General features: G+C 54.2%; 32 protein-coding genes. 1 reads left to right on the top strand and 31 read right to left on the bottom strand.

Features of this window, described 5'->3' with window-relative positions:
* The first annotated feature begins 368 nt into the window (after positions 1–368).
* Entirely contained in the window at positions 369–1,445 is a 1,077-nt protein-coding gene (locus FEM41_RS14965; RefSeq protein ID WP_138096849.1) for an acyltransferase family protein, read from the top strand.
* Here the strand turns inward: FEM41_RS14965 and FEM41_RS14960 are convergent.
* The 31 genes from FEM41_RS14960 to FEM41_RS14805 all read right to left on the bottom strand — a co-directional run bounded on the left by FEM41_RS14960 (position 1,442) and on the right by FEM41_RS14805 (position 24,081).
* Entirely contained in the window at positions 1,442–2,038 is a 597-nt protein-coding gene (locus tag FEM41_RS14960) for a tail fiber assembly protein (protein WP_138096847.1), read from the bottom strand. The two genes, FEM41_RS14965 and FEM41_RS14960, sit on opposite strands and share 4 nt — an antisense overlap.
* Positions 2,035–2,871 carry a tail fiber protein gene (locus tag FEM41_RS14955; RefSeq protein ID WP_138096845.1) on the bottom strand — a complete coding sequence of 279 codons (837 nt, stop codon included), beginning with the start codon at positions 2,869–2,871 and terminating at the stop codon, positions 2,035–2,037. Before FEM41_RS14955 ends, FEM41_RS14960 begins: the two co-directional genes overlap by 4 nt.
* Entirely contained in the window at positions 2,871–3,551 is a 681-nt protein-coding gene (locus tag FEM41_RS14950; RefSeq protein WP_138096843.1) for a baseplate wedge 1 family protein, read from the bottom strand. The genes FEM41_RS14955 and FEM41_RS14950 overlap by 1 nt, the downstream gene beginning before the upstream one ends.
* The gene (locus FEM41_RS14945; protein ID WP_138096841.1) at positions 3,548–4,747 is read right to left on the bottom strand and encodes a baseplate J/gp47 family protein; all 1,200 of its coding nucleotides are present in this window, start codon (positions 4,745–4,747) and stop codon (positions 3,548–3,550) included. The genes FEM41_RS14950 and FEM41_RS14945 overlap by 4 nt, the downstream gene beginning before the upstream one ends.
* Complete coding sequence (locus FEM41_RS14940; protein WP_138096839.1) at positions 4,747–5,100, bottom strand: contractile injection system sheath initiator; 354 nt, start codon at positions 5,098–5,100, stop codon at positions 4,747–4,749. The genes FEM41_RS14945 and FEM41_RS14940 overlap by 1 nt, the downstream gene beginning before the upstream one ends.
* Positions 5,097–5,753: a Gp138 family membrane-puncturing spike protein gene (locus FEM41_RS14935; protein WP_138096837.1), complete on the bottom strand. Its 657-nt coding sequence runs from the start codon at positions 5,751–5,753 to the stop codon at positions 5,097–5,099. The genes FEM41_RS14940 and FEM41_RS14935 overlap by 4 nt, the downstream gene beginning before the upstream one ends.
* Positions 5,754–5,817: 64 nt before the next feature.
* Positions 5,818–6,117, bottom strand: coding sequence for a hypothetical protein (locus tag FEM41_RS14930; RefSeq protein ID WP_196240463.1), 300 nt, complete (start codon positions 6,115–6,117; stop codon positions 5,818–5,820).
* Positions 6,098–6,457 (bottom strand): hypothetical protein, encoded by a 360-nt coding sequence (locus tag FEM41_RS14925; protein WP_138096835.1) that lies wholly within the window; start codon positions 6,455–6,457, stop codon positions 6,098–6,100. Before FEM41_RS14925 ends, FEM41_RS14930 begins: the two co-directional genes overlap by 20 nt.
* Before the next feature lie 105 nt (positions 6,458–6,562).
* Positions 6,563–6,907, bottom strand: a complete 345-nt coding sequence (locus FEM41_RS14920) for a hypothetical protein (protein WP_241666502.1) — start codon at positions 6,905–6,907, stop codon at positions 6,563–6,565.
* A 2-nt stretch (positions 6,908–6,909) separates the two neighbouring features.
* Positions 6,910–7,971, bottom strand: a complete 1,062-nt coding sequence (locus tag FEM41_RS14915; protein ID WP_138096833.1) for a hypothetical protein — start codon at positions 7,969–7,971, stop codon at positions 6,910–6,912.
* 2 nt (positions 7,972–7,973) lie between these two features.
* Positions 7,974–8,276, bottom strand: a complete 303-nt coding sequence (locus tag FEM41_RS14910) for a phage baseplate plug family protein (protein WP_138096831.1) — start codon at positions 8,274–8,276, stop codon at positions 7,974–7,976.
* Positions 8,276–8,851 (bottom strand): phage baseplate protein, encoded by a 576-nt coding sequence (locus tag FEM41_RS14905; RefSeq protein ID WP_138096829.1) that lies wholly within the window; start codon positions 8,849–8,851, stop codon positions 8,276–8,278. The genes FEM41_RS14910 and FEM41_RS14905 overlap by 1 nt, the downstream gene beginning before the upstream one ends.
* Before the next feature lie 2 nt (positions 8,852–8,853).
* Positions 8,854–10,905: a lytic transglycosylase gene (locus FEM41_RS14900; protein ID WP_138096827.1), complete on the bottom strand. Its 2,052-nt coding sequence runs from the start codon at positions 10,903–10,905 to the stop codon at positions 8,854–8,856.
* Positions 10,895–10,969 (bottom strand): DUF6889 family protein, encoded by a 75-nt coding sequence (locus tag FEM41_RS25185; protein ID WP_421805454.1) that lies wholly within the window; start codon positions 10,967–10,969, stop codon positions 10,895–10,897. Before FEM41_RS25185 ends, FEM41_RS14900 begins: the two co-directional genes overlap by 11 nt.
* A 113-nt stretch (positions 10,970–11,082) precedes the next feature.
* Entirely contained in the window at positions 11,083–11,490 is a 408-nt protein-coding gene (locus tag FEM41_RS14890; protein WP_138096825.1) for a phage tail assembly chaperone, read from the bottom strand.
* A 3-nt stretch (positions 11,491–11,493) separates the two neighbouring features.
* Entirely contained in the window at positions 11,494–11,934 is a 441-nt protein-coding gene (locus FEM41_RS14885) for a DUF3277 family protein (RefSeq protein WP_138096823.1), read from the bottom strand.
* Between the two features lie 10 nt (positions 11,935–11,944).
* The gene (locus FEM41_RS14880) at positions 11,945–13,090 is read right to left on the bottom strand and encodes a DUF3383 family protein (RefSeq protein WP_138096821.1); all 1,146 of its coding nucleotides are present in this window, start codon (positions 13,088–13,090) and stop codon (positions 11,945–11,947) included.
* Between the two features lie 3 nt (positions 13,091–13,093).
* A complete protein-coding gene (locus tag FEM41_RS14875; protein WP_138096819.1) occupies positions 13,094–13,642 on the bottom strand; it encodes a phage neck terminator protein in 549 nt (182 codons plus the stop codon).
* Positions 13,632–14,021 carry a head-tail adaptor gene (locus FEM41_RS14870; protein WP_138096817.1) on the bottom strand — a complete coding sequence of 130 codons (390 nt, stop codon included), beginning with the start codon at positions 14,019–14,021 and terminating at the stop codon, positions 13,632–13,634. The genes FEM41_RS14875 and FEM41_RS14870 overlap by 11 nt, the downstream gene beginning before the upstream one ends.
* A complete protein-coding gene (locus FEM41_RS14865) occupies positions 14,021–14,524 on the bottom strand; it encodes a hypothetical protein (RefSeq protein WP_138096815.1) in 504 nt (167 codons plus the stop codon). Before FEM41_RS14865 ends, FEM41_RS14870 begins: the two co-directional genes overlap by 1 nt.
* Entirely contained in the window at positions 14,521–14,925 is a 405-nt protein-coding gene (locus FEM41_RS14860; protein ID WP_138096813.1) for a DUF4054 domain-containing protein, read from the bottom strand. The genes FEM41_RS14865 and FEM41_RS14860 overlap by 4 nt, the downstream gene beginning before the upstream one ends.
* Positions 14,894–15,151, bottom strand: coding sequence for an STY1053 family phage-associated protein (locus tag FEM41_RS14855; RefSeq protein WP_138096811.1), 258 nt, complete (start codon positions 15,149–15,151; stop codon positions 14,894–14,896). The genes FEM41_RS14860 and FEM41_RS14855 overlap by 32 nt, the downstream gene beginning before the upstream one ends.
* A gap of 41 nt (positions 15,152–15,192) precedes the next feature.
* Entirely contained in the window at positions 15,193–16,137 is a 945-nt protein-coding gene (locus tag FEM41_RS14850) for a DUF2184 domain-containing protein (RefSeq protein WP_138096809.1), read from the bottom strand.
* A gap of 8 nt (positions 16,138–16,145) precedes the next feature.
* Positions 16,146–16,664, bottom strand: coding sequence for a structural cement protein Gp24 (locus FEM41_RS14845; protein WP_138096807.1), 519 nt, complete (start codon positions 16,662–16,664; stop codon positions 16,146–16,148).
* An 11-nt stretch (positions 16,665–16,675) separates the two neighbouring features.
* The gene (locus FEM41_RS14840) at positions 16,676–17,941 is read right to left on the bottom strand and encodes a DUF2213 domain-containing protein (protein WP_138096805.1); all 1,266 of its coding nucleotides are present in this window, start codon (positions 17,939–17,941) and stop codon (positions 16,676–16,678) included.
* 209 nt (positions 17,942–18,150) lie between these two features.
* The gene (locus FEM41_RS14830; RefSeq protein WP_421805452.1) at positions 18,151–18,684 is read right to left on the bottom strand and encodes a phage head morphogenesis protein; all 534 of its coding nucleotides are present in this window, start codon (positions 18,682–18,684) and stop codon (positions 18,151–18,153) included.
* 70 nt (positions 18,685–18,754) lie between these two features.
* Complete coding sequence (locus FEM41_RS14825; RefSeq protein ID WP_138096801.1) at positions 18,755–20,227, bottom strand: DUF1073 domain-containing protein; 1,473 nt, start codon at positions 20,225–20,227, stop codon at positions 18,755–18,757.
* Between the two features lie 209 nt (positions 20,228–20,436).
* The gene (locus tag FEM41_RS14820; protein WP_138096799.1) at positions 20,437–21,837 is read right to left on the bottom strand and encodes a PBSX family phage terminase large subunit; all 1,401 of its coding nucleotides are present in this window, start codon (positions 21,835–21,837) and stop codon (positions 20,437–20,439) included.
* A complete protein-coding gene (locus tag FEM41_RS14815; protein WP_138096797.1) occupies positions 21,764–22,552 on the bottom strand; it encodes a hypothetical protein in 789 nt (262 codons plus the stop codon). Before FEM41_RS14815 ends, FEM41_RS14820 begins: the two co-directional genes overlap by 74 nt.
* Before the next feature lie 301 nt (positions 22,553–22,853).
* On the bottom strand, positions 22,854–23,132 hold the full coding sequence (locus FEM41_RS14810) for a hypothetical protein (protein ID WP_138096795.1): 279 nt from the start codon (positions 23,130–23,132) through the stop codon (positions 22,854–22,856).
* 4 nt (positions 23,133–23,136) lie between these two features.
* Positions 23,137–24,081 carry a phage head spike fiber domain-containing protein gene (locus tag FEM41_RS14805; RefSeq protein ID WP_138096793.1) on the bottom strand — a complete coding sequence of 315 codons (945 nt, stop codon included), beginning with the start codon at positions 24,079–24,081 and terminating at the stop codon, positions 23,137–23,139.
* Between the last annotated feature and the right edge of the window lie 18 nt (positions 24,082–24,099).

The raw sequence follows: 24,099 nt of genomic DNA, 5'->3' as shown, positions 1-24,099 counted from the left end.
CAATCGAGCCCTATTCTATCAATTTCCCCTCTTCCCCCATCCCCAGCGAATGACAAATTGCGAGACGCATTCCAATCCCGAGAAGCCCCACTTTACTGGTGCATGCCATGCCAGCGCGTGGTTTGCTGTGCGCTGGCATGGCATGCACTCCCGATTTCGTAATATCGTGCTGTGTCACACTCCATATGCTTCTGATAGTGAAATAGATATGACAATGATGTAGTATCAAATCCGCTGAGAATTGACCTACGTCAACCATCAGTACAAGCCCCGGAGTTTGAGCGCTCGTCGGGGCTTGTTTTCTAAAACTTATAACATAGCTATCATATTCGATTATCTTAGCTAACTTTTTTAAAGACTGAATAAATATGGAACTAACAACAGAAGAAAAGAGTAGAGCAATAAATTACGCGAAAGCCATAGCAATCATTCTGATGGTTGCCAGTCACTATTCAGGCGCTCCGTTAAATAAATTAGTACCCTACATGTACCATATGCCTTTCTTTTTCTTTCTGGGGGGCATGCTATTTAACCATGAGAAAACTTTAATAAATCACTACAAAAAAGTACTAACCAAACATTTCTTATATATTATATTTGCCTACATTGCGACAGGGATCATTGCACTACTAATAAATCACTTCGTAAACTCCCCTGTTGGGAAAATATTTGAAAAATCAATTTCTGACACTATTATCCTGACAATAAAATCCGGTTTTAGTAATAACAGATATTTTCTTGCCAGTTGGTTTCTGTTTGCGTACATGATAATTATGATCTTTGCACCCTTCGTTTGTCGAGCGATTGCCAGATCACCCATACCTAGCGCTATCGGAATATGCATAGCTCTGGCGTTTGGATGGATAGGGGTTAATGAAACCGCCCCTATGTTTTATGCAACAAAGAACATAGCATATAACTATGCCACACAGGCATTTGTTGGAGGGATGTTTTTCATATTCGGATTTTCATTAAAGAACATTATTTTTTCATCACTTAATAATGTTATATTCTCAACCATAATTATAACGACCATTATACTATACGGAGAGGGGCTTATTTTCGGAATAGGTATGTCATGGAGCCTTTACAAACCCGGGCTTATGTTTTCAATCTGTGGTTCTGTGTTCGGTATTTACGCAATATTTTACATATCATCTATCCTTTCAAAAGCTTCCCACTTTAGAATTCTAGAGAGGGTAGGAATAGAAAGTAAAAGCATTATGGCGTATCACCTAATAGCATTCTCTCTGTTAAATATAGTTGCATGGAAATTATATGGATTCGAAATATCCAAGCGTGATATTCTACACAGCTATTATAACGCCTGGAGTTGGATTCCCTATATTATATTAGGCGTATTTCTACCTATTGTTTTATCCAAGGTTTTCTGTATGGCGACTAAAATCCCCCCATCATTATTGAAGGGGAGTTCAAAAAATTAGTTATTAACTTCCGGCCATTTGATGTCCGGCGCTACATCGGTATCAACGTCTTGCAGCTCTTTGATATAAGCCAGCCATGCTATCAGGCTGGCTTTGTCATCATCGCTGATAATTCCCAGCTGTAGCTCGGTCTGCCAGATGCTGATTGTAGCCTGCGCCTCTGCCAGCAGCGCGGTTCTCTGCTGCTCTGCGGCGGCCACATCAGAGGTGTGCTGAGCATCAGTATCAGTTACCCACTTTTCCCCGTCCCATTTATCGTATGGCGTAGCGGGCGTTATGGTGGTTGTTCCTTCCGGGTACTCGCCAGGGGCCGTAACCTCAATAGCCTCACCGCCCTCTGTGCTGTAGACGGTTTCACCGCGATGGTCTGAGACATATTCCCACCCAGCACCGGCTGCGTTGCGACAGACGGCCTTGCCTTTCTTTTTCGCCGGGGGTTCATCCACAGCAGAGTTAGCCGGAATTCCCACACCCACCGCCAGATATTCCACGGAGGAGGACATATATTCGCGGGTGTCTGCCGCATAGTTGTAAACCGCCAGTTCCCCGGCAGTAGTGGCAATATTATTGCTGTCCAGAATGGCATTCATTATGCGGCCCTCACGATGTAGTTAAATGCAATGTTGCGCGGGCGGTTTTCCGAGGCGGTCGGAACTGACCGCGATGCATCAAACCGTATTCCCAGATTACCGTCTATGGATGTAGATTGCACCGTTGTGGCCCCACGCCCACCACCAACTGATGCATAGGTAAAAGCCCCTGCATTGTAAACATTTGGCAGCCATCCAAAACTCGACTCAATTTGCAATGACAGGGCTGTTGAGCCGGTAATATTGCGAATCGCATCCCCCTGGCTGGACAACAGCAAGCGCCCGATATCAACCCCACGCCCATCATCCCAGCCACGGATAAACTCACCTCGCAAGTCCGGCAACTTTCCAGATGGATACGCCAGCGCCAGCTTCGGATACAGCGCTGCTGTGAACGTCGCACCGTTACATTTCAGCCAACCCGCTGGCGGTGTCGCTGACGGCCAGGGAACGGGTACCCCCACCGGTAGCGCGGAGCCTTCTCCCAAACCGAGGTTTGCGAGAGCCGTGGAAATGGCCGTTTCGCCATCTGCGGCGATGTCGCCGAACGGGTTTTCGCGGCTGAGGTATTGCGCAGCGAATCCTGATGTTAGTTTCGCAACGAACGCGGCGATGTCGCCATCGTCCCGCACATCCGAGTCGGTCTTCTTTGCGACGAACTGCGCCAGCGCAGCAGCGACGAACGATGCCTGGCGCAACGCTTTATTGACCTGCGCAGAAGACGCCTTACCGCTGGTGAAGCCATTCACCACCTCAGGCAGTGCCTCCCACTCTTCCTGGCTCATCACATTGGCATTAGCGCCGGTAGCAAAAGCCTTAAAATCGTTGGTAGCCATTACAGTATTTTCTCCCATGATCCAACATCGAACCCGCCGATGTATTCGTTATCCATATCAAGCCCAAAAAATTTAGTGCCGGTGGACGGGGTTTCTATCCCCGGCGTTTCGATATCCCCAGCCCACACGCCAGCGGCTTTCACCGTCAGATAGCCCTGGCGGATAGCCGCCAATAGTTCCCGGGACACGTCATCGATATCTGTCTCAGGAAACACCCAGACACTAATTGTCATGTCCTGGTTATCGACGATCTGCATTCGCAGGCCAGAGCCCGTCAGCGCGGTATCCAGGATTTCAGGCAGCGTGTCGTTCTGGCCGTTCCAGTTGTTGATTGCTATCCGCGCCTTGAGGATTACCCGGTACGTGTCGTCACTGAGTGCAGTACGCCCGGCATTGGGGTCATAAGGCCCCTGCCACACGCCCTGGTCATAGCCCAGACCGTCGGTGTCCCACGAAAAATAAATGTCGGTGATAGGGACGCTGACGATGCGTGACCGCCCGATCCACTCGCCCAGGATATCGAGCTGCACACCGACGGCGGTATCGATGTCGAAATTGTCGATAAGCCCGGCTATCGCCGTATCAATGTCGATCAGCGGCCGGGTGGACAAATCCACGTGCTGGTAGAACAGCGGCTTTGTGGCGTGGTAGTTGGTGATTAGTCGCGTGTATTTGCTCATGACGTCACCGTAATTTTGATGTTGTCGGTGTCGCACGATGCCGATTCGTCGTATGCAATCGCGATATTCGCAGCAGCCACGCTACCCGCTGATTTCCCGATTAGCAGCTCGTTGATGTCGTAGTAACGAGCGTTCCCGCCACTGACCACACCGAGGTTAGCCGGGGAGTACACACGGCTAAGTTTCACGCTCTCGCCAATCGCCAGCGAGTTGATATAGTCGGCCACTGCCTGGCGGATTTCTTCGCCGATCTGCGTTGTGTAGCCAGTGAATGGCTCCAGGGTGAGCGAGACGTAAACCGGGACATCCGAAGGACGTGAAAACGAAATACTGTGCGGGTTGCCGTAAATATCGGGCACCTGCACCGTGGTTTTGCCGTAGGTTGATACCCCCTGCCCTTTCTTCCCACGGATTGTCTGCGCGATTTCTTCGACATCGCCCCCCTCCACAATGGCGGATATCGAGTGTGGCGGCAGTCCGTTTTCATCTGTGCGCCCGGTATCGTTCTCATACAGTTTGTGTCGGCTCACCCCGGCCACGTTTGCCAGGGCGCCGTCCACGGCTTCGAATGGAGTGATCGACGGGATAGCGACGCTCTGATGCTGGCGCCGACGTAGCTCTGCGTCAGTCTCTGCGTCAGAGCCTACTGTAGCGGCGGTGTGGTTGGTCACAGATATCCAGCCGCGCGTCGGGGTGTTTATCAGGTTAACGCTCCCCACCATCGCAGCTACGGCGCCAGAGGTGGCACAGGTGGCGGTAACCGTGGCGGAGCCGTCAGTATCGATCGCCACCGTCGCAGGCAGGTTCCAGACCATGCCGTTAATGTCTTTAACCGATCCGTTAGTGATAACCGTCCCCACCTCACCGGATAGCGTGACGTCTACAGTTGAGTTGGTGGTGCCATGGCGCACAATGCCGTTAATTTTGACGTTCTTTGTCAGGGCATCAGTAAGCGCCGTAGAGGGGGAAAACGAGTTATAGACTGATACAGCGGTGTTGTTGGCGTCATGTATCGCCAGCGCCACCAGCGCCACTAACTGGCCGTCTTTACTGTCCGGCTCCAGATAGGCGTCGCTGCCGTAAATCTGCCGGAAATAGTCGGTTATTTTGCTCAGCACCGTCTGGTAATCAGGCGCGCTGATGCCATCGGCGGTTACCGTTGCCGATAAGCCGAGCGTATCTAAATTTAAGGCCATTACGCCTCCGATGTGACCTGGGTTTGTCCGTAGATAGTGGAGATGGTCGCCGTGAATACGACGCGCCGGGAACTGGTATTAATTGTGCTGTTGAACTCGGTGATCTGGTTAACGCCGCGGGTTTCAAGAATGCGCTGGCGTATTGCCAGGTTGTAGACCTCCGGCTTTTGCTTACCCAGCACAGACTGGATCCACGGGGTGCCGTCAGTCGTATCCAGAAACCACTGGCCGTACCATAATTCAAAGCGCGTCTTTACCGCCTGCGCCACCGTTTCGGGCGAGTTCACCAGCCAGGTGTCGTCCCCCTGGCCAAAGGTGTAATCGCCGCCACTGTCTTCGCGTCGATACCTCATTGCGGTTTACCTGTGTTGCTGTTACCAGACTGAACGCCACCGTGGGTATGATTCACCTGGCTGATGCCTGCGGCGGTCTGGTCACCGGTGGATGTGATAGTACCGTTAACCTGCACAGGGCCATTAATCGTGACCTGTGGGCTGGTGATAGTCACCGCGCCACCAGCGGCCAGTTCGATAAAGGCGCTGCCGTCGTCGGTGCGAAGCTGCGCGGCGCTGGTGCTGATGTTGCCGATTTTGTAGCGTTGGGACATTGGCCCCACAATGGCAAAACCGTCCGAAAGGTCGTGCATACGTGGGTCGCCGGATTTTTGCACGTCGCCGGACTGCCACCAGAAATCGATACAGCGGTCTGCGAAGACCACCAGACACTCATCCCCCTTCTTTACCGGGAAAGTCAGCGTACAACCACCGCCACGGGGGAATATCACCGGCACATCGACCAGCAGCGGGTAATCCTGCTGTACGGTCTGGCCGTCGTTATCAATGTGCGTGTACTGAATCGACGGCTGTATCTCTGCTGTGACCGTGTCGGGGTTGAACGACTGGATAATCCCCGGCAGTGCAACGCGGATGGCCTCTTTGGTTTTGGTTGATTCAGCGCTCAGCGCCTCCGACAGATCTCCAGATCGGGTTTGTGCGGATACCGCCATTTCATTATCTCCAGGCAATAAAAAACCCGCTCAGTGGCGGGTCTAAGAAGGGTGAATATTTTATTTAGCTGGACAGCATCCTCTTAATGGCATCGAGTATGTCCGGGAGCGCAGGAATCAGTTGGGCAAAGATGACAGCACCAACAACCCACATGATTATGCTGTTTTTAGCGTTGCTCACGTCTTCTTTTGTAGCGTAATTTGACTTCATGACAGCCAAGTCTGTCTTGATAGACTGGACGTCTTTTTCAAGCTCTCTTACCCGCTGTTGCATGTCATCATCTCCGGTTGGCGGCTCGCCACCATCTCTTTTTTTTAATGGTGGGAAACGTCCCATAGTTACATTATCGATCTGATTTTGCACCGTTTCCCTCCTGTTCCTCAATCCATTTGAGCACAGGATACACTGCAAAGCTATGCACAAAACCGCAGTTATTGCACGGCAACCTGTACTCGTAATTATAAAGGGAATGAGGTGGCCCACCACCATCAACTTTTGAATAGTTCAAAAAAGGCGTTCCCCCAAGAAAGGACATGAGGGGAACCCCAATATCATCACTACCGCACATCCTGCAGGTTAAGCCTCTTATCAGACCTCGATCTGTAAGGAAGCTGTGGAATTTATCCACAGTTACCACGGATAACATTTTTGTTAATTCGTTATCGAGATCCTGCTCTATCTGCTTTCTGGTTTCTTTATCCATACACCGAGCTCATCTGATATTTTCCCACATTGTAGCAGTGGACAAATCCGGTAGGACACTGGTTATTTAATCATGAAGAAGGTGAAATACTTACATTCTTCTAGGTTAACCCGCTACCTTCTTACACGGGAAAGAGCCAATCACCTTTGGCGCGTCCATACTGTTCTGGAGTAGCTGGACGTTCAGGAAGCGCTTCTCGGTGCCGGGGCGGCGAATGTACTGGAACCCGTAGTTATTGCCGTCTCGGGCTGGCATGAGACCCATATCAACCTTTATGCCATCTTTTCCTAAATACGTTATCTTTTGAGAAGTAACTCGCTCGCCATTAATTACATCCATCTCACCGACCTTTGCCACAACCGTATAAGGGCCACAATATGCAGTGTAGCCATTGGCTGCAGATGCACTGAAAGACATAAAGGCAGCAATAAAGGTGATTAACGCTTTCAATTTTACCCCCGGTTGATTGATTCCTGGGTTCGGACGTCCTGAGCGCCACGCGCTTCGCACATCAGATCCATATACCACGCCTGGCCCCTTGTATCACCAGTGTACATAATACCCCTGACAATATAAATGCCATCGGTAGCGATGCTGGCAGGCTGCGCGGTGGTGCCCGACAGCGTCAGATTGCCGTTCTGGTCTTCGGTGGTGATCTGACCCCCGGCCATCGCGATTTCGTCGCTGCTGAGCGCAGTACGGTAAACCGAGGCCTGGTCTAACTGAATCAGGCCATTCACCCGAATGTTAGGGTTTATCAGGCAGCGCACGTTAACGCCGTTGCCGATCGTCTGCTGCGGCATACCGATCAGCCCGGTTTCGCTATTCAGCACTATAGCTTCATGCACATATTCGTCATCGCGCACCATCTCCACTTTGCCGTCAACGAACATCCACCGGGCGTTACACTGCGCGGCTACGTTGTCCATCAGATCACGGGTCACTCCAAACACTACACGACCGCGGGGAAATACGGTGGGCGGCATTTCCGGCTGACGCCCCTGGGTGGCGCCGTTGGCGTTGAAGCCCTGCATCAGCACATCGTTCAGGCTGGCCGCCGTCCACCCGGCGCCGATAGTGGTGGTGGTGACCGTCGTCAAAAACGCCTGGTCGCTGTCGGCCGCCTGGATCAGCACATAGCGGTCAACGGGATTGTCTTTGCCGGTCACCGAATAGCGAACGTCGCCGCTAAAAATCAGGCCGAAGTTGCGCCCGTTGCGCTTCCCGACCTCATCCGCGTTCACGTCCTGAGCGATCCCAACCTGGTCAGCGGACACGGTTTCGGCAATGCCCTCATACCCGGCGATAAGCCTGATTTTGCTGAACTCCCCGGCGGTGATTTTGTTCACCGTGTCGGGTGCCAGATTGTAAATTCTGAACGTCCCGATCCGGTTCTGTTTGCTGATATTGAACCACTCAATGTTGAAGGTCACTTTAAAGTCGGACAGGGATATACCCTGCCCCTGGTCGTCGGTCAGCTGAAGCTCAAAGTGGCGCATCCAGTTCTGTGACATGATTACTCCGTTACTACAAGTAGGTGGGATAGAGTGCCGAGGTCATACGATGTGGGGTTTTCCTGCCCTGCAACGTCACAGACGACGTACAGTGCAAATCCCAGTTTCAGGTATTCGTACTGTTTCAGCAGGTCATAGCCAGTTACCAGAGGGATACCGGCGATTATCGTATTACCCACGGCATCAACAAGATCGAGGCACCAGAACGTACCGCGCCACAGCACTGTTATCCGGTAGTCTGTACCGGCCAGAGAGATACTGAACGTCTGGTTATTCGCTGTTAGCGGTATTTCAGTTATGGACATCACCCTACCCCCAACAGACCGGCCCCGCTGGACAGCAGGGACTGATTTACCGGCGTCGTGGTTTTCGTGCCGGAGTTCTGCACCGCTGACGTGTTCACGCCCTGGGCCATGTTCTGCTTATCCGCAACCTGCACCGACTGGGTGGACGTGATGATGACTTCGCGCAACGTCAGGGTTGCCATCAGTACGTTTTCGCTTGTGCGGTCTGTCGTAACCTCCAGGGCGCGCATCAGCATGTTGCTGTAAAGCCGCTTTCCGGTCACAACGTCGAATGGCACCCGGCTTTCCTGCAGCTCAAGGAGCTGCTGGTAGGTTTCTTTCGGACTCAGCCCGACAGACAGCCCGATGGCCGCCGTATTCACGAAGTCCAGCAGGGAGCCGCCACCGGAAAATCCCACTTCCATGGTCACTTCCGCCGGACGCTTATACGCGTGGTCTGATACCGCGGCGCCGGTCTCTACCGGGTGCTCGGTGATTTCCAGCGTGTCAGCGTGCTTTTCAGAGACAACGACAGCAGGCACCAGCAGCCCAACCGCCCGGCTCTGCTGTCGGAACAGCGTCGATAAAAAATCCATTATCACCCCACCTTAGTTTGCTGATTGCGTAGTGCCATGGAGTTTGCGCTGACCTGGCGGCGTTCAACCTCGGACGCAACCAACCGGGGATCCCCACCACCGTAGATGTGATAGGTGTTGCTCTGGTTAACCTCCGCCCCCCGACCGGTTGCCGAATTTGCAGCAGCGGCCACCAGCTCACGCTGGTACGGGTTTGCGCCGTTCTCATGACGAATGATGCCGTTCATTAGCCGTGAGAGTGTTTCAGGGTCGCGCAGGTTCAGCGCTGCGTCCGGAGCAACATTCAGATGCCGCGCTATCTGCGCAATGTAGGCCGCTGTGTTGTTGTTATCCGACGCTGGCGCCCAGGTCGAAATAATGTCGCGCACGGACTGCAGGCGCCGCCCGGTGGTTTTACCATCGAAATAGCGCAGCAACTGGCGGCCCAGCGCTCGGAGTCCATCAAAGGCACTTTCGAACCGGGCGAATCGCCCGCCGGGACGTTCGAGCGTGGCGCCCTGCTGGCCGACATAGTTCAGATTGCCGGGGTTGTTGTTGCGGATACCCCGTGGGGCGTTGCCCGGGATATCAAGCGCAACCGGCGGTGTGCCCTGCGCAGTCTGAGATGGCCGCTCGGGCGCCTCGACAAGATCCAGCCCCATCCACCGACGGACAGTGTGACCGATGCTGCGGGGGTCAAACCCTGTTTTATCCGCTATCCATGCTGCCGTTTCGTCTGCACTACTGGTCACACCCGATTGTGCTGCCGGTTTTTCGCTGCCCTGTTTTAGCAACTGCTGACCAATTTTTGCAGCGTCTCCCCACCGCCCTTCATTAATCGCATTCAGCAGGTCGGCAATCATGTTCAACATTTTGCCGAGTTCACCCATTTGGGTGATAAAGTTCTCAAAATCCCATTTCAGCGACCACGTTTTGGGGTCAATCCCGAGTAGTGTTAGCAGCGCATCTTTCAGAGCAGTTATAGATTGTTGCAGTTCTGCCAGCGCTTTCATCGCTGTGTCGATCTGCGGTTTCCATTTCCCCCAGTCAATCAGGCTTTTGCCGCCCTCTTTCCAGGTCTGGTAGTCATCCCACAGCAGCGCGATAGCTCCAGCCAGAGCAGTAATGATGCCAATGGGCGACATCCAGAACGCGGTATTCATCAGGCGCAGCGCGACTGTCAGCGCACCAAGTAGCTTTATCAGATCCCGGGTAGATTTGCTGAGCGACGACCACCAGCGTGCCAGCGCGTCGGCCCCCTGGATGAGTCGGAATACCAGGTGATTGATAATGTCGGCCAGCCGCAGAATGCCTTTAACGCCGCGGGTAATCACCGCCTCGATTTTCGGGAAATTATCCATCACCCGCTTACGCAGGGTATCGAGCGAGTCGGCCAGGCCGTCAGCCAACCCGGAGCCGATTTTATCCCGGGCCAGCCCCGCCAGAGTGCCGAACGACTTAAGCGACGTCATAAAGCGATTGGAGGATTCCGCCGCCCGGTCAGCATTAAAGCCGATTGCCTTCGCCATGGCGGAGTATTCGCCCTGGTACTGGCCCAGCCCCCGGCGCATTGCCATCAGGGTATTTTCGTCAATGCCGAGCATCTGCGCGTACTGGTTAGCACGGTAGTACGGCATTTTACTGAGCTGGCGGCCAGCGTCGGCAAACACCTGTGACATGTCACGCATACGCCCGCTGGCGTCGCGGGTCTGCACACCCAGCCGGTTAAGAAAACCCTCGGCACCCGGGTTGTTACGCAGGAAGCGAGCAAGGTTTTCCAGAGAGGTACGCGCCGCGTTAGCATCACCGCCAACCTGGCTGACGGCGTAGCCTACCTCTTTGATACCCTGGACGCTTGCCCCGGTACGCTGGGACGCCCAGAACAGCTCATCAAGTCCGCTGGCAATCTTCGCCGTAAACGCTACAACAGACAGCGCCGCCGCCTCGATAGCGGTACCGGCCTTAAGGGCGTTCGCCGTGACGCCGGTCAGCGTCGTCTCGAATTTCCGCTGGCCGGATTCGTCAACGTCGAAACCGAGCGAAACCAAAAACGATTTCATTACCTCAGCGTTCATTGGCCGCTCTCCATTTCTCTATTCGGTTCATATTGTCCGCGTCCATATCCAGATAATCGTTCAGTAGCGCGATACGGGCGAGATCAACCCGCCCGGCATCGAGATCTTTCTGGTCAATCTGGAATTTCAGCGCCGGGCGCAGGATAAAATCCTCACCGCCCGGCAGGCGGTTGAACGTTATTTCGCAGGAAGGGGCGCTGTCTCGCTGGTAGGGAGTTCTTGCAAAAAATTTCCCAGCGAATCGGCCACCACCCGGGCCACCAGCTGTAGCATGGTCATCAGGTCGATGTCGTCGAACGCCAGTTCGCCCTGGCTGAATACCGGTACCCAGGCCTTTTGGTGCTGGCGCGAAACCACCGCCAGACAGGGGTAGATAATCGCGTTGCAGTCTTCATCACTCAGCGAGCTGATAGCGTCCGCGATTTTCGGCAGCGCAGTTTCCAGAGAGGCCGCGCCATCCTGCATATCGCGAAAATCCCCCACTACGCCCGCCACCACCGGCAACAATTTACGGGCCACTTTCAACTGGTCGAATACGCTCAGCTTCGCGATGCGGTAATTCTGCTCTTTGATAGTGATTTCCATCCGTTAAAACTCCCCCAGAACCTGGTCGATTTTGCCGCAGTCGAAGGCCCAAGAAACCGTACCGCCTTCTTTGGCGTTGTTGTGATCGGGCTGCTTCTGGAACGCCACCGAGCGCGCCGTGGTGATATCACCTGATGCGGTATTGCGGATCACAATGACGTTATTCCCCCAAGTCGCCGAAGACTGGCTCTGTGCGTTGTAGGCCAGCGACAGCTTCTTATTTACCGGTGAGGTTTTCAGCAGCGTGACGGTAACCGAGCCGCTTTTCCCGGCGTGCAGGCTGTGCATCACTTCACCGTCGGCGCCAATCGTCATGGTGTTTTTGTTCTCCGTCATGGTGACGGTCACGCCCTCTTCCGAGTTAGCAGAGCCATAGCCAAGATCGATAACGCCAGTCGGCCCCGTGAAAGAGGCCGTTACATCCATAAAAGAATAAGTGCTCATCTGCTACCCCTTAGCGAACAACGTTAATCTGCACATCGGCATAGTGAACGGCGCCCGCCAGCTTACAGGCCACCTGGATAACCGGCGCCTTGCGTGCTTCGCGGTCTGATTGCGCCTGCTGGCTCAGCGGTTGCGCATAGACGTAATAGCCCTTCGTCAGGGTGTCACCCGCCACCAGTTCGCCAATATCGCCGCCATTCCAGACGCCCGCGGCCACAAGGCCATTAGTCACCGCCTGATCCATCGACTGTTCTACATTCCCCACAAGACGGGTTACGCCTGCGTCGGTCTGGGGGATCTTGGTAGTGCTGGTGTACAGCAGGTTATAGAGGTTGGTCTGTACGTAGTTCTGCAACCAGTCCAGGCCGTGGCGCTCATCAAAGAAATCACCGTTCGCCATCACGCCCTGTTGCAAAATGGCGGTGTCGTTGGCGTAGTAGACGTATACGTTGCAGTTTTTTGCATCGACGGCCGCCGCCTGGTTAACTGTCAGCATTTCGTAGGTAATGCCCGGCTCCTGTTTAAATTTCAGTGTCAGCGTGGTGTTGCTGCCATTGAAATTGACCGTGAATGCGCGCCCGAACGCAGAGACCGCTGCGTATTTGCTGCTTGTCGAATACTGAATGAATGTGCGCCCGTAGCTGGCCGCTTTCAGTTTCGACGCCAGATCGTCGGTCGATGTGGTTTCAATCGTGGCCGCTGCGTCGGTAGTAATAGCCAGGATACGGCTCAGGCTGGACGCCTCCACAGCTGCAGCGACCGCCAGGTAGTCGGCATCTGCGATTACCTCACTATCGGCAACCGCCAGACCGTACCAGTTAGTGAACTGCATAGCGGCGTTTACCGCCTCCAGCAGAGTTTCCGGGGTTCCGTTCTCTTCGTCATCCGGGGTTTTAGCCCAGCGCCCGATATACACATCGGACGGTGTAGGAGACTGAGAAAAATATGCGACAGCCGCCTCGTATTCTGGGCTATCCACGCCGAAATCTTCCGCGATATCCTCAGCGGCGGCATACATGCGGATACGCTCACCAACCGGAATAACGGTGGATGGACCCAAAATCAGCAGCGCGCCAAAGTTCCGGCCGGTAGCCGCTTTGGGCGCCATAATCACGTCAACGTTAACAACGTTGGAAACAGGTAAGCCCTGTGCCATAGGTTAATCTCCAAAATAGGTTACTGGTGCATCCACCAGCCGTTTAATGCCGTACTCGCGCACTACCTTCCGGCGCAGCGTTACGTTGATGTCGTAGCGGCGTTGCCACTGCTTGTTGATGAGTTCCGGCGCGGAAACGATGCGGGAGTTATCTGCATAGGTTAGCGTCGTGCGATTCAGCTCTACGTTGTTCTGCGCGACTCTGAGGCCGTCCCGGAAGCGGGTTGAGATTGCCTGCCCGCCGGGTCCATAAAAGCAGCATATAATGGTGATGGTTTCATGCTGCCATTGCTGATCCGACTCATCGCCGTTACTGACGCTGGCAGGGTTGGCATCCTCCTGAATTGAGGTGATACCGAAGGCGGCCCAGTCAGTACCCAGCGGCGGTATCTTTGGCTGCGGGTCTGCCCAGCGCGGAAATACTGTACCGTCTGGCAATCCGCTTACTGCACGGATCCATCGGCTGATCTCACGCTCCAGCACTTCGTCGTATGCCGGGGAGTCGCTGAGCGGGGCCAGATAGCCCGCCTGTTCACTGCTGTTAGCCGTCAATGGGTATCCCTCCGTCTACGGGCATCAGTTCACAATGTGCCTGCACAAACCCGGCGCCATAGCGCACATAGGGGTCAACAAAGGTCACCCGGTAATCCCGCCCGTTGTAGATCACCACATCGGCATCAATACCGGGCTGGCCCTGAGTCAGCCGGAACTGCGTAGCAATGAAAATAGCGCCGTCTATGCTCTGCCCTGCCTCCATCCTGCGGGCCTCCAGCGATCGATCAACGGTCACCACCCCGACAAACGGGATGGACTCGGTCGCGTTGCTGGTGAAGCCATCTGCATCCGTGGTTTGCGTGTTGCGTTTGCAAATCAGGCTGTTGTCGCAAAAGTCAGGATCGAGAAGAACATCAGACACATCGAGAAATGGCATTATTTTTTCCTCACGACGTAGTTAACCGAGCGAAGTAAATATCCGTGGGCGTACAGTGGCTTTTGACCAGGGATACCATTTCTTCGCCTGTCCGCCAGCGTGGCCGGTGACAGTGGTGCCAGTCTGTCACCATCGCTAATTACCCGCTTAGCGCCGTTCTGGGCCGTAATGCCGGCCTTTTCCAGCGCGCGGCTTGCCGCGGCATCATCACCATCCATTGCACTTGATGCCGCATCGGCCAGAAAACCGGAGGTGATATCAGACGTATCCTCGATACCAATATCCAGGAAGGGGCGCGGCGTCAGAGTGACCGTCTGGCCGCCCAATACCACGTCGCCGCCGGTTGACTGCAGGTAGGCTATTTCGGCGTTATTCAGTACTTCGCCGTCTTCCCGGTTGGCGTTCTGCTCAGGAATGCCGACCAGCACCTCGGTTTTGGACAAATTCAACAGCGCAGACAAAACCGCGCTGGCGTTGTCGGTGGTGATCTTTACTCCACTCATAGCAATTGCCTCCCGCCTGCGCCGAACATCGACCACCACCAGAAAAACTCTCGCCCGTAGCCGGTGTTATTCCAGAAACCAGCATCAGGATTGATAATCCCGGAGGTGTCGTAGCTGACGCTGACCTTATCTACAGATTTTGACGTTGCCACCCCGCCCCCGGATGAGTTCACCCCAGAAGAAGCGCCAGCGGTTATCCGCCCGCGTAACTCTGTGTAATGAGCGACAAACAGCTCGGCCAGATACACGAACTGGTCACCCAGCTTGTTCTGATCGAGGATGGTGTCGGCCATACCGAGGTAAAAATCTATCGAAGCGGAGGGGTAGCGAGTTTCATCTGAAAATTCGGGGAAGTCGGCGCGAAACCGGTCACTTGTCGGTAGCCTGCTGTTTTTTGCCATCAACTTTCCCCTTATCGGCTTTGCCGCTCTTATCCTCCCCCTGCTCCCCCTGCTGCCCCTGCTGCTCCTGCTGCTCAGTAGGATTATCCAGGGGCTTCGCGTAGGCAGAGAAAGCCCAGTGTGCGGCCACTTCATCGGGGTAATTCTGGATCCCGGTCTCCAGGGTGACGCGGGAACCATTCGGGAATGCCAGCGTTGCAACGCGCTCAACCAGATATCGTTTCATTGCGTAGTCTCCTTGATAGCGGGGTTTCCCCCGCTCAGTGGTCAGGATGCCGGGACATCCAGATATGAAATGGTATTCGCGTACGGCGTTTCTACCTGGCCCAGACGGCCATAGTAGGTAGTGAGCTGATGCAGGCCGCGATATTCCAGCGGCGTATTCAGCAGCGGCACCAGAGGGAAGCGAATGTATTTTTCATCCTGGGTGTACGCAACGATACGATGCGCGCCATTGGCGCCGCGCTTGCTCGCCCACTTCATAGAGACGATTTCCAGCGGCTCCCCGTTCTCCTGGAACGCGATAGTGTTGATCTTCACGTATTCCAGTACGGAAATATTCCCGGCTTCGGAAACCTTCTTGCTTGCCAACAGGCTGAATAGCTCCGGCGCCATTCCTACTTTACTGGGACAAATTGCATAACCAGAGCGCACCCAGGCGTCGGTCAGAACAATGTTAACATCCTGAACGATTTCATCCGCTGTTGCAGCCGTCCACGCCGCAGCGGCGGCCTGTGCCGGTACCTGTTTCAGGTTCAACAGGCCAGTAATACCCAGCCCCTCATCGCCGATATACACCTGCTCGTCAACATCCATATTCCATTTCATGCGCATGGCGTCGTATTTCTGCGTGTCGACCGGTCGGCCCAACTGCTGAGCGGATGCCAACTCCGGCAGAGTCCAGCCAATTTCCATACCCCAGAGGGTCAGCGGCTGCGCAGTTCTCTCGATGAGGAGATTCACACCGGGAATCGCCGTGGAGTTTTTGCCGATCCAGTTCTTACCGTTGGGGTTTACACCACCAGCGGCGGCCAGATCGGTATTAGTGAACGATGACATCTCATCAGCAATAGAAACATCGCTACGCAGCGAGATGTCGCGGCTCCATTTGTAGGAGACCAGCGGCAGGTTTAGCGTCTGATCCAGGCGTTCCAGCTCGCCAACGAGGAAAGCGCCTGCAGCATCGGCGGTTTTTTTGTCGATAGTAAACATAGTGTTCCTTAGATGTTGTAAGCGATTTCTACATGCCCTTTGCCGGTACCGGCTGCGGCATCACCCGGCCCCATCACCTGGGCAATGGTCAGTTGCGGGGTATTCTCTGCCGTGGAATCTGGAACCAGCAGGAAAGAGCCCAACGGACTAGCGTCGGTCGCGCCCGCGACACGGACATAAACCGGATCACCCTTTTTAGCCGAGGTGGCGTCCCCGGCAGTGACAGTCACGCAAATGTATCCACGTTTCAGGGCATCGCCGGTGAAACCGGATTCAACGCCGATATAAGCCACATCAGAGGGAGATTGCGTCGGGTACGGGCGAACCAGAATACCGGCGACCTTATCGACCGAATCGCCATCTTCCAGGGGTACGAACTTATCGCCGTCGTACTTCCCGGCGTAGCCGTACTTATCGAATTTTTGGGTGGTGTCCAGCATAACCGGTTCAGTGGTCAGATCGCGCAGACGGGTAATCGACCCGGCGATGCCCAGCGGCATCCGGTTTAAATAAGAAGTTCCAGCCATGGGGGTACCTTTTAGTTAGAGCGTTTCCAGAATTCGGCGTACTGCTGATTCAGTTGCGCCGGATTTGCGTGTTTTGAGCCAGCAGAAGGGACGCTGTCGCGCGTATGCGTCAGAGGGGTGATCTGATTGCGGGCTTTATGCATCGCAGCAGCAGCGGTAAATACAGCGTCCACGGTGGCTTTCGGTGCCTTGCTAAAATCATCAATGCCGAATGCCGCCAGGCTGTCGCCGGTACGTAGTGCGTGGTTGAGTACCTGCCGCTTAATCCCCTTGTTACCCTTCGGCTTAAATCCCGGCGCGATAATTTCAGCATCACCGATAATGTGGCGCTTATATGCCGCGTCGCCGGTAATTTTCGCGTCTTCCTCCGCGTCTTCGTCGCCGATCTGGGTTTCGTCATCATCGGGGTCAGCATCACCCGTTTTCCCGGACAGTGCTTCCACAGCGGCTATCAGCTTCTTGCCCCACTCCGGGATCTCTTCGTCGTCCCCGGTTGTCTCAGGGTCAGGATCATCATCGGTGGTGGTCTGCTGCTCCTCCGGCAGGGAGGTAGCCTGTGCGGGAGTGTTAAGGTTGATAGTAACGCCCGGGATATTGCTCATGCCGTCAGAGGGCATATCCGGCGCCTCATCGATGAGCTTTTCCAGCGCATCTTCATCTTTCGTTTTAATGGCCGTCGCCAGTTTTTTCAGCCATGACATTACAGGCTTCTCCTTTTTCATTGATGGGGCGGAATCCCCGATGGCACAGCGGGAACCCGCGCGGCCCTTATCAACAATGGCTACGTGGTTCCCGGTGATTAGGTATTGCTTCGCTTTGCCTGGTGAGATCTGCTTGTAGTGGGCGTCATATCCGCAACTGACCTCACGCGCCCCGTTATTCACGGCATCAATGGCCGCCTGGCGCTTTATCAGCAAATCGGCTATCAGCAGGTCTGAATCTGCGCCGGTACCGCGGCGAACGTTCTGTATATGACCGTGTGCCAGGTCGCCGTAGTTCTCCGGATTAACAAATACGATGTCTCCGGCGTGGTCTTCCGGGTGTCCGAGCGTAACGGCGACACCTTCGAAGCTCGCCATCGTCTCAGGAGAGAAAACTTCATCTTCTGTTCTGTAGACAGTGATCAGTCCGTCCGGGCCGGGCTCAATGTCCGGCAGTTCTTCCGCCAGGTAGGTTTGTGTACCAAGGCGTGCGATCGGCACGTCCTTGCACAACAGAGAGCCGTCCGCCTGTAGGTAGCGCGTTTCACCCAGGCGGGTGGTGAAAAAATATTTCATTGGCTTCTCACTAAACAATCGCGGGATCAGAATTGCGTACAAATTCCCGTACCAGGGCCTTTACCTGGCGAACATTTCCCCGACCATGAGAAGTTAATTTGGACAAATCTCCGATGCGTTTATAAATGGCGGTAATATTCCCGATGGACATTTCAATAACACACCGATTACCAGCTCGCTGCACGTTGATATAAACCTTCTTCATGGGGCTATCTCCTAGTAGTGGGAATCTGGACTTCCGGCCAGCACTTGCAGTTCGGCAGGCATCCAGCATGACCAGTCATGCCGTCCAGCGTTGGCGGGTTATCCCAGCGCACAAATTTATTACGCATCCTGAAATGTGACGGGCGCGTGCCGGCACCTTCTATCCTCCACCAATACCCATCAGAGCCGACCGCTGTCGCCCGGGCTTCTGTTAGCGCCACGGTGGCCCGCCCTATTTCCGTTCTGGCTATAAGGCGCGCGCGGCTGGCGGCCACATCCCCGGATGACAGGATCATTTCGTAGAGTTCATCTGGCCGCTCACCATTAACCACCGCCTGCAACGCCCGGGTCTGTATGTCCCGCACGCGATCGGCCGCCTCAATTGGTAGTGATTTGATCACCTGAATCTGTCGGTAAACGATATCGCTGGCAGTCTGTCCGATGGGGGTATTACCGACCACATCGCGCAGCTCATCAGAGATTGATTGCGACACGCTGCGCCACTGGTTCCACTCCTCGCGCTCTACCTGGGTGAACATGCGTTGCGCGGTCAGCTTCGCCCAGTCATCAAGCACCAGCGAATAATCGAGTAGCTGCGACGCTGCTCGGTCAGCGCTGGCCTGTGAACCATCGTAGGAGCCCGCGACGATTTCGCCGACCTGGCTCGCTATCGCCAGTAGGCTTTTCTGATACTGGATCTCCGAACGGCGGTGGAGCGCTGGCCGGAGGTTCATCCTCCTCCCACTCTTTCTTCGCATTCTCGATATCCTCATCGGTGATAGAGCCGCCAATGCCGATCACGTCCGACATGTTGCGCAGGTCAGTCATTGCAGCATGTACCGGCATAATCTGACGATCCACCAGCGTAGAAATGGCTGTAGCCACGTTGTTAGCCATGGTGGCCCGGTCTACGTCCGACATCTCCCACAGCTTGTTAAACTCGAACGAGACGCCCTTCGGCAGCTCCTCACCGAACAATGACCGCCAGGAGATATCCAGCAGCCACCGCAGGCCACGGCGTAGCCTGTTTTCCTGCTGTGTGTTTATCCGGCTATAATAGTTCTCCAGGTCGCCGTCCCCGGTACTGAAACCAGATGGAGACTGGCCGAACAGCCTTACCAGAGGTATCCCCGTGGCGCCGGAAACCTGTTCAGCAAACCGCAGGATGACGTCGGCAACCCCGGCGAATGAATAACTATGGGTCTGGAATTCATCCTCGGCATCCATCAGTGTCATCCCTTCGATGGTCTGATATTCCCGGATCATATCCATATGGCGCATCAATCCCTTTTCCATGGGGCCACCACTAGCCAGGATGCTACGCAACCCTTTAATGCTGTACGTCCGCAGGTGGGCTTTGTGGATTAGCTGAGTTGTCCCTACCGTTGCAGTATCAAACGCCTGGATACGCTCGAAGATGCGCTCAACAACAGACATACCCCAACCGTTCTCAGTCTGGGCCTGCTGAAATGGCAGCTTTTCACCATCCATACGGATCAGGCGAGAATGGTGGATTTTCCAGGCAGGAATCCCCTGCTGATTAGTCACAACCTCGTAGAATTTCGGCTTGCCAAAATCCGGGCCGTATTCTGTCACCAGGTCGTTATAGCTGGGACGCAACATCCAGCGGTCGAGGCAAATAACCCCTTTAAACTGGTTTTCCTTGATGGTCTCGGGGCGCAGTTCCGTAGACATGTCCTGCCCTTCAATGAGAGCAACCAGCACGGCGCCACCGTACAGCCGGGACCATTTCAGGGTATTGTTCATGCCATCCCAGAGCCCGATAGACTCCCAGAACGTTTCCAGCTTTCCTTTCTGGTCTGGATCCAGTTCTCCGCCGATTGTCACTCCCTTGCGTGTCATGTCATCCGCTACCGCATCGACAGCAGCACCGACCAGAAATGATGATCGGTAGGCGAATTCCAGTTCGACGCGGTTACGCGTCAGGTAGCCAGGGATGTACGTTCCGCCAGACTGGATATTTTGCGTTTGGGCTCCCAGTTTTGCGGGGAAATTGTTGTAGCCGTCGCCGGTGCGAACGGGCTGCTTTTTTCCGCCCTTACGGCGATTTTTACGGGCCATTGTCCCCCCGTTAAATTTTCATAAAAAGGGCGCGATTTAACATAATGGACGTTACCCGCACCACGGTGAGAGCACTCGCCGGGATTATCCGGCGAAGCGGCTATTTTGATTGGTAAAGTGAGGAAAAATGGGTGAATAAACCATGCATAAAACGGGACGAAAAGTGCATAGCGCATTTTCTCGTTGAAGCGCCTGTTTTCAGCAGTTTTCTATTCCCGCCCCAACGCAGCCCAGGCATCCAGAGAGGAGTCTGTCGGAGCGAATGCCATGATGAAAGCATCGGCTACGTTCGGCGATGGAACATCACGCTTGGCCAGGTCTTTTTTACTCTCCACCATTACACGGCCATTACGATCAAAGTCGCGATGTGGTGTGGTCAACTCCAGCTTAAGTTTTTCCAGTAGCGGGCATGCTGAATCAATGCTGATCAGCTCATCAACTTCATACTGTTCACCGTTATTAATGGCATTGAAGGTGTTGCGGAAACGATCGGCCACCAGCCACCACGCCTGGGCCTTCAGGTTTGCGAAAAAATCTTTGTTCGGAATGCCGTTATATTCTCCATCCGGCTCATGGACACCAGCACCAGCATTGAACCGCTGATAATTCACTCTGCTGGAGTAAGCATTCTCACTTCGCCGATCCTCGTTAATCTCCGAGAATTTGGCACCTGCAGAGGCACCGACGCCAATCGAGTCGTAGACGATATCAGCATTGCGTTCCAGGGCAGCCTGATATGTGCGCTGGCAGCTTTTCAGCAGCTCATCTTCTTTCGCTTTCCATTCATCGGCCCAGTAGATAACAGAGCCGTGACGATAGACGTTGGCGCACTTATCGGCTCCGCTATCAGCAACGTCAAAGCCCACTCGCTTACGACCACTGGGATCGAAGTTCAGAACCTTATGCGCATCGACCGCCGCCTCTATCCACGACAGCTTGATAATGGCCGCATCATCGTCAGACTCAGGAACTCCCTCGTAGACATGCTTAAAACCGTCAGGGTCTCGGCGCCGGGCAGCGTCGATAACTTTCAACATAGTGTCAGACAGGAAGGGGTTTTCGTCGTAATTGATTTTGCGGATCAGCGTGTCTTCTGGTGGGTCAACAACGAAGTTTCGCCACACAAAATCAGTGACCAGCCCAGGGTTAAATATAAACCAGCATTCAGAACCGGATTTACGGATCGTCGGCTCCAGAATCTTCCACTGATATTCAGTCAGGGCGTGCGCTTCTTCCAGCCACAGCACGCTGATCCCCTCCAGCGACTTTATCTCTTCGATATTTCGCCAGAGGCCGTAAAAAACGAACTCAGAGCCGGTAACCCGGTTAATAATTTTGTTATTCAGGATGCGGAATCTGTGGCGCAGGCCAAATCGGTCAATCTGGATTTTGAGCAGCGTGTAAACCGACTCCTCAATTTTGTTCTGAATCTGTCGGGCGCAGCAAAAGCGCAGGCTGTATTTATTCGCCAGGAATATCGCAAAACCGGCAGCATCCCAGGATTTCGATGATGACCGGCCGCCAAAAAGCACCTTGTTACGCGCCTGTGTCGTCCAGAAGTTTCTCAGAACCGGATTCAGGGTCGGCCTGGATGTCAGCGTAGAAGTCATTGAGGTCACGCTCTCCATTACCATCATCAATACCAGCATCGCGGCGCAAGCGATCAGCCTCCAGCGACACTTTTTCAGTGGCGGCTTTACGGTAGTCGGTGTCAGCAAATATTTTCCCGACCGTGGCCAGCGTTCCTACGATAGATTCAATACGCACCGTGTTACGCATCATGGCCTTTTCTGCGGCGCTAATGTTATCCATCAGAACCTTGCGCTGTTGGTCGCCCTCTGCGTCTTCCAGCAAAGTTATCCAGCGCCCGATGTTTTCCGAAGCCACCAGGTTACTCGCCCGAAGGCGGAAGAGTTCATCCTCCAGCGTCAGCGCTCTGGCGTCTTCGATAACTTCATCTTTCAGTAGGAGGCGTCGGGCGTAGCCACCGTGTTTAAGAGCGTGTTGATTTCCAGGCTGGAACGGATTTACTGGCGGCGCAGTACGCGAACCACGAATCGGTTTCGTATCTGCGGGGTGTCCGTCTTCTGGCTGTGTTCGCTTTTGCGAATTTCCAGAGGAGGTGAGGTTATCTGTGGTACACGCGTTTTTCTTTTGCGTACCTTTTCTGCGTACCTGCGTACCGCCTTTGCGTACCCATTCCAGCTTCTTGGCTCTCTTCCTGATAGCCCCTTCTGTAATACCATACTGGGCGCCAATTTCACGGAGGCTCAATACCCCGGCCCGGTAAGCCGACTCAATGGCCTCCCAGTCCGGTTTTGCCATGATAATGATCCTTTGTTTGTGACATTATCGAAGCCCCTCAAGGAAGAGCTTCTGTAATGTCAATTACTGGTGGTCACAATGATGGTAGCAGGCTGTTTTCCTGCCCTACCGTAAACATTGATCCCATCGAAATTGATGTCGCCGGTTCGTGGGTGAGCTGGCTGTTCGGGTGTCGGTGTGCTGTCGCTCGAACACAGATACGCGATACCGGACAGCACCTGGATTAATCCGCTACTGCTGCTGTCTGCTACCAACTGCCAGTCCTCTGTTAATGTTATTGCTGTCGTTGCCACATATCACCTCACGCTAAAACAAAATCGGGCTCATCAGGCACAACGATGTACCGCTGTGCCGCCTGCGGAATCTCGCCATAAATGACGTCAACGTGAAACCCAGGGCGCTGCGTCGGCGGTGTGATGCAGTCGCCCGTAGTCTCATCGTAAACGCCATCGTCGTTATAGAGCACGACACGAACAGCAATTTGTAGCTCTGGCGTGGGCGCCACCCATCCGGATTTTTTAGACCACCAGCCGGTAGCGGATTTGGCTGTAGCCTCATCAGGTAATACTAAATATTTCACTGCCTTACTCCTTGAAATAGCTGATTCGCTGTATGTAGCGCTCACCCCAACTGCTGGTGGACGCCGGGAGCTGATACCAGTCGTCCGCCTGCCCATCCAGTCGCACGATATCGGTGTTGCCGTCGCTATAGCTGATTCGCAATCCTGTCAGGCCGGGATAAATACGCACACTGGCGAACGCTGCCGCACGCGTTCCGGCTGCGCCCTGGGTAACAATCGGTGACGTTTGTACTGCACCCTGTTCAATTTGAGTGAACCCCACAATGATGGAGTCACCTGCTGTTGCAGCAACGGTTTTGGGTGCATTAGCCGCACCGAAATAAACGTAATACGGTGACGTCAGCGGCATCGTTGCCGTTGCTGTAACGATGAACCAGCCTGTGTCCAATTTTTTCACCGACACTGTTACGGGCAGGTTTCCGACAGCCGTCACAATCCCCCCGGTCAGCGTCACCAGGTCAGCGTAAAAATGCGATGAGTTCTGCCGAGTTGAATCTTCCAGCGTGGCGTGTAAATAGTTGGTGGTTCCAGGTTTAACGTAGAGTGTAAAAACGCAATCGCCATCGGCCAGTGTCGGTGTCTGGTAAACGCGAGTGTATGTCGCTGTAGCTGTTGCGGTAACAAACTGTGCATGTTCATTTGCGAATAGCATCTCATCACTATTAGTAACCGATGAATTTGCAGCTCGCCACTCCCCAAAATTCGTAGCATGCGTGAGTAAATTTGTAGTCTGCCGCTCTGGCTCATGCCTGCCGACTACTACGCCGTCTCTGTATTCGAGCGGCCACACATCAGGCTCTGCGAACTGTATAGTACCGTCAGCTGCATAATATGCGTGAGAACTCGCACACTGATATTTAATTCGACTGTCGAGCGACTGTGACGTTAAATCAATGTCGCTCAAATCAGCGCCGCCGGAGCCGTTCCCCGATTCAATATTTCCGAGCACCGGGGCGCCCGGGACGTA

Source organism: Jejubacter calystegiae (genome assembly GCF_005671395.1).
Classification (GTDB): Bacteria; Pseudomonadota; Gammaproteobacteria; order Enterobacterales; family Enterobacteriaceae; genus Jejubacter; species Jejubacter calystegiae.
This window is presented reverse-complemented; position numbering and strand designations above follow the sequence as displayed.

Bases quoted from the DNA above. Each gene is read 5' to 3' on its own strand.
- FEM41_RS14965 (WP_138096849.1), top strand. From the start codon at position 369: ATGGAACTAACAACAGAAGAAAAGAGTAGAGCAATAAATTACGCGAAA.
- FEM41_RS14955 (WP_138096845.1), bottom strand. From the start codon at position 2,871: ATGGCTACCAACGATTTTAAGGCTTTTGCTACCGGCGCTAATGCCAAT.
- FEM41_RS14950 (WP_138096843.1), bottom strand. From the start codon at position 3,551: ATGAGCAAATACACGCGACTAATCACCAACTACCACGCCACAAAGCCG.
- FEM41_RS14945 (WP_138096841.1), bottom strand. From the start codon at position 4,747: ATGGCCTTAAATTTAGATACGCTCGGCTTATCGGCAACGGTAACCGCC.
- FEM41_RS14940 (WP_138096839.1), bottom strand. From the start codon at position 5,100: ATGAGGTATCGACGCGAAGACAGTGGCGGCGATTACACCTTTGGCCAG.
- FEM41_RS14935 (WP_138096837.1), bottom strand. From the start codon at position 5,753: ATGGCGGTATCCGCACAAACCCGATCTGGAGATCTGTCGGAGGCGCTG.
- FEM41_RS14925 (WP_138096835.1), bottom strand. From the start codon at position 6,457: ATGGATAAAGAAACCAGAAAGCAGATAGAGCAGGATCTCGATAACGAA.
- FEM41_RS14915 (WP_138096833.1), bottom strand. From the start codon at position 7,971: ATGTCACAGAACTGGATGCGCCACTTTGAGCTTCAGCTGACCGACGAC.
- FEM41_RS14910 (WP_138096831.1), bottom strand. From the start codon at position 8,276: ATGTCCATAACTGAAATACCGCTAACAGCGAATAACCAGACGTTCAGT.
- FEM41_RS14905 (WP_138096829.1), bottom strand. From the start codon at position 8,851: ATGGATTTTTTATCGACGCTGTTCCGACAGCAGAGCCGGGCGGTTGGG.
- FEM41_RS14900 (WP_138096827.1), bottom strand. From the start codon at position 10,905: ATGAACGCTGAGGTAATGAAATCGTTTTTGGTTTCGCTCGGTTTCGAC.
- FEM41_RS14890 (WP_138096825.1), bottom strand. From the start codon at position 11,490: ATGGAAATCACTATCAAAGAGCAGAATTACCGCATCGCGAAGCTGAGC.
- FEM41_RS14885 (WP_138096823.1), bottom strand. From the start codon at position 11,934: ATGAGCACTTATTCTTTTATGGATGTAACGGCCTCTTTCACGGGGCCG.
- FEM41_RS14880 (WP_138096821.1), bottom strand. From the start codon at position 13,090: ATGGCACAGGGCTTACCTGTTTCCAACGTTGTTAACGTTGACGTGATT.
- FEM41_RS14870 (WP_138096817.1), bottom strand. From the start codon at position 14,021: ATGCCATTTCTCGATGTGTCTGATGTTCTTCTCGATCCTGACTTTTGC.
- FEM41_RS14865 (WP_138096815.1), bottom strand. From the start codon at position 14,524: ATGAGTGGAGTAAAGATCACCACCGACAACGCCAGCGCGGTTTTGTCT.
- FEM41_RS14860 (WP_138096813.1), bottom strand. From the start codon at position 14,925: ATGGCAAAAAACAGCAGGCTACCGACAAGTGACCGGTTTCGCGCCGAC.
- FEM41_RS14855 (WP_138096811.1), bottom strand. From the start codon at position 15,151: ATGAAACGATATCTGGTTGAGCGCGTTGCAACGCTGGCATTCCCGAAT.
- FEM41_RS14850 (WP_138096809.1), bottom strand. From the start codon at position 16,137: ATGTTTACTATCGACAAAAAAACCGCCGATGCTGCAGGCGCTTTCCTC.
- FEM41_RS14845 (WP_138096807.1), bottom strand. From the start codon at position 16,664: ATGGCTGGAACTTCTTATTTAAACCGGATGCCGCTGGGCATCGCCGGG.
- FEM41_RS14840 (WP_138096805.1), bottom strand. From the start codon at position 17,941: ATGAAATATTTTTTCACCACCCGCCTGGGTGAAACGCGCTACCTACAG.
- FEM41_RS14830 (WP_421805452.1), bottom strand. From the start codon at position 18,684: ATGTTCACCCAGGTAGAGCGCGAGGAGTGGAACCAGTGGCGCAGCGTG.
- FEM41_RS14825 (WP_138096801.1), bottom strand. From the start codon at position 20,227: ATGGCCCGTAAAAATCGCCGTAAGGGCGGAAAAAAGCAGCCCGTTCGC.
- FEM41_RS14820 (WP_138096799.1), bottom strand. From the start codon at position 21,837: ATGACTTCTACGCTGACATCCAGGCCGACCCTGAATCCGGTTCTGAGA.
- FEM41_RS14815 (WP_138096797.1), bottom strand. From the start codon at position 22,552: ATGGCAAAACCGGACTGGGAGGCCATTGAGTCGGCTTACCGGGCCGGG.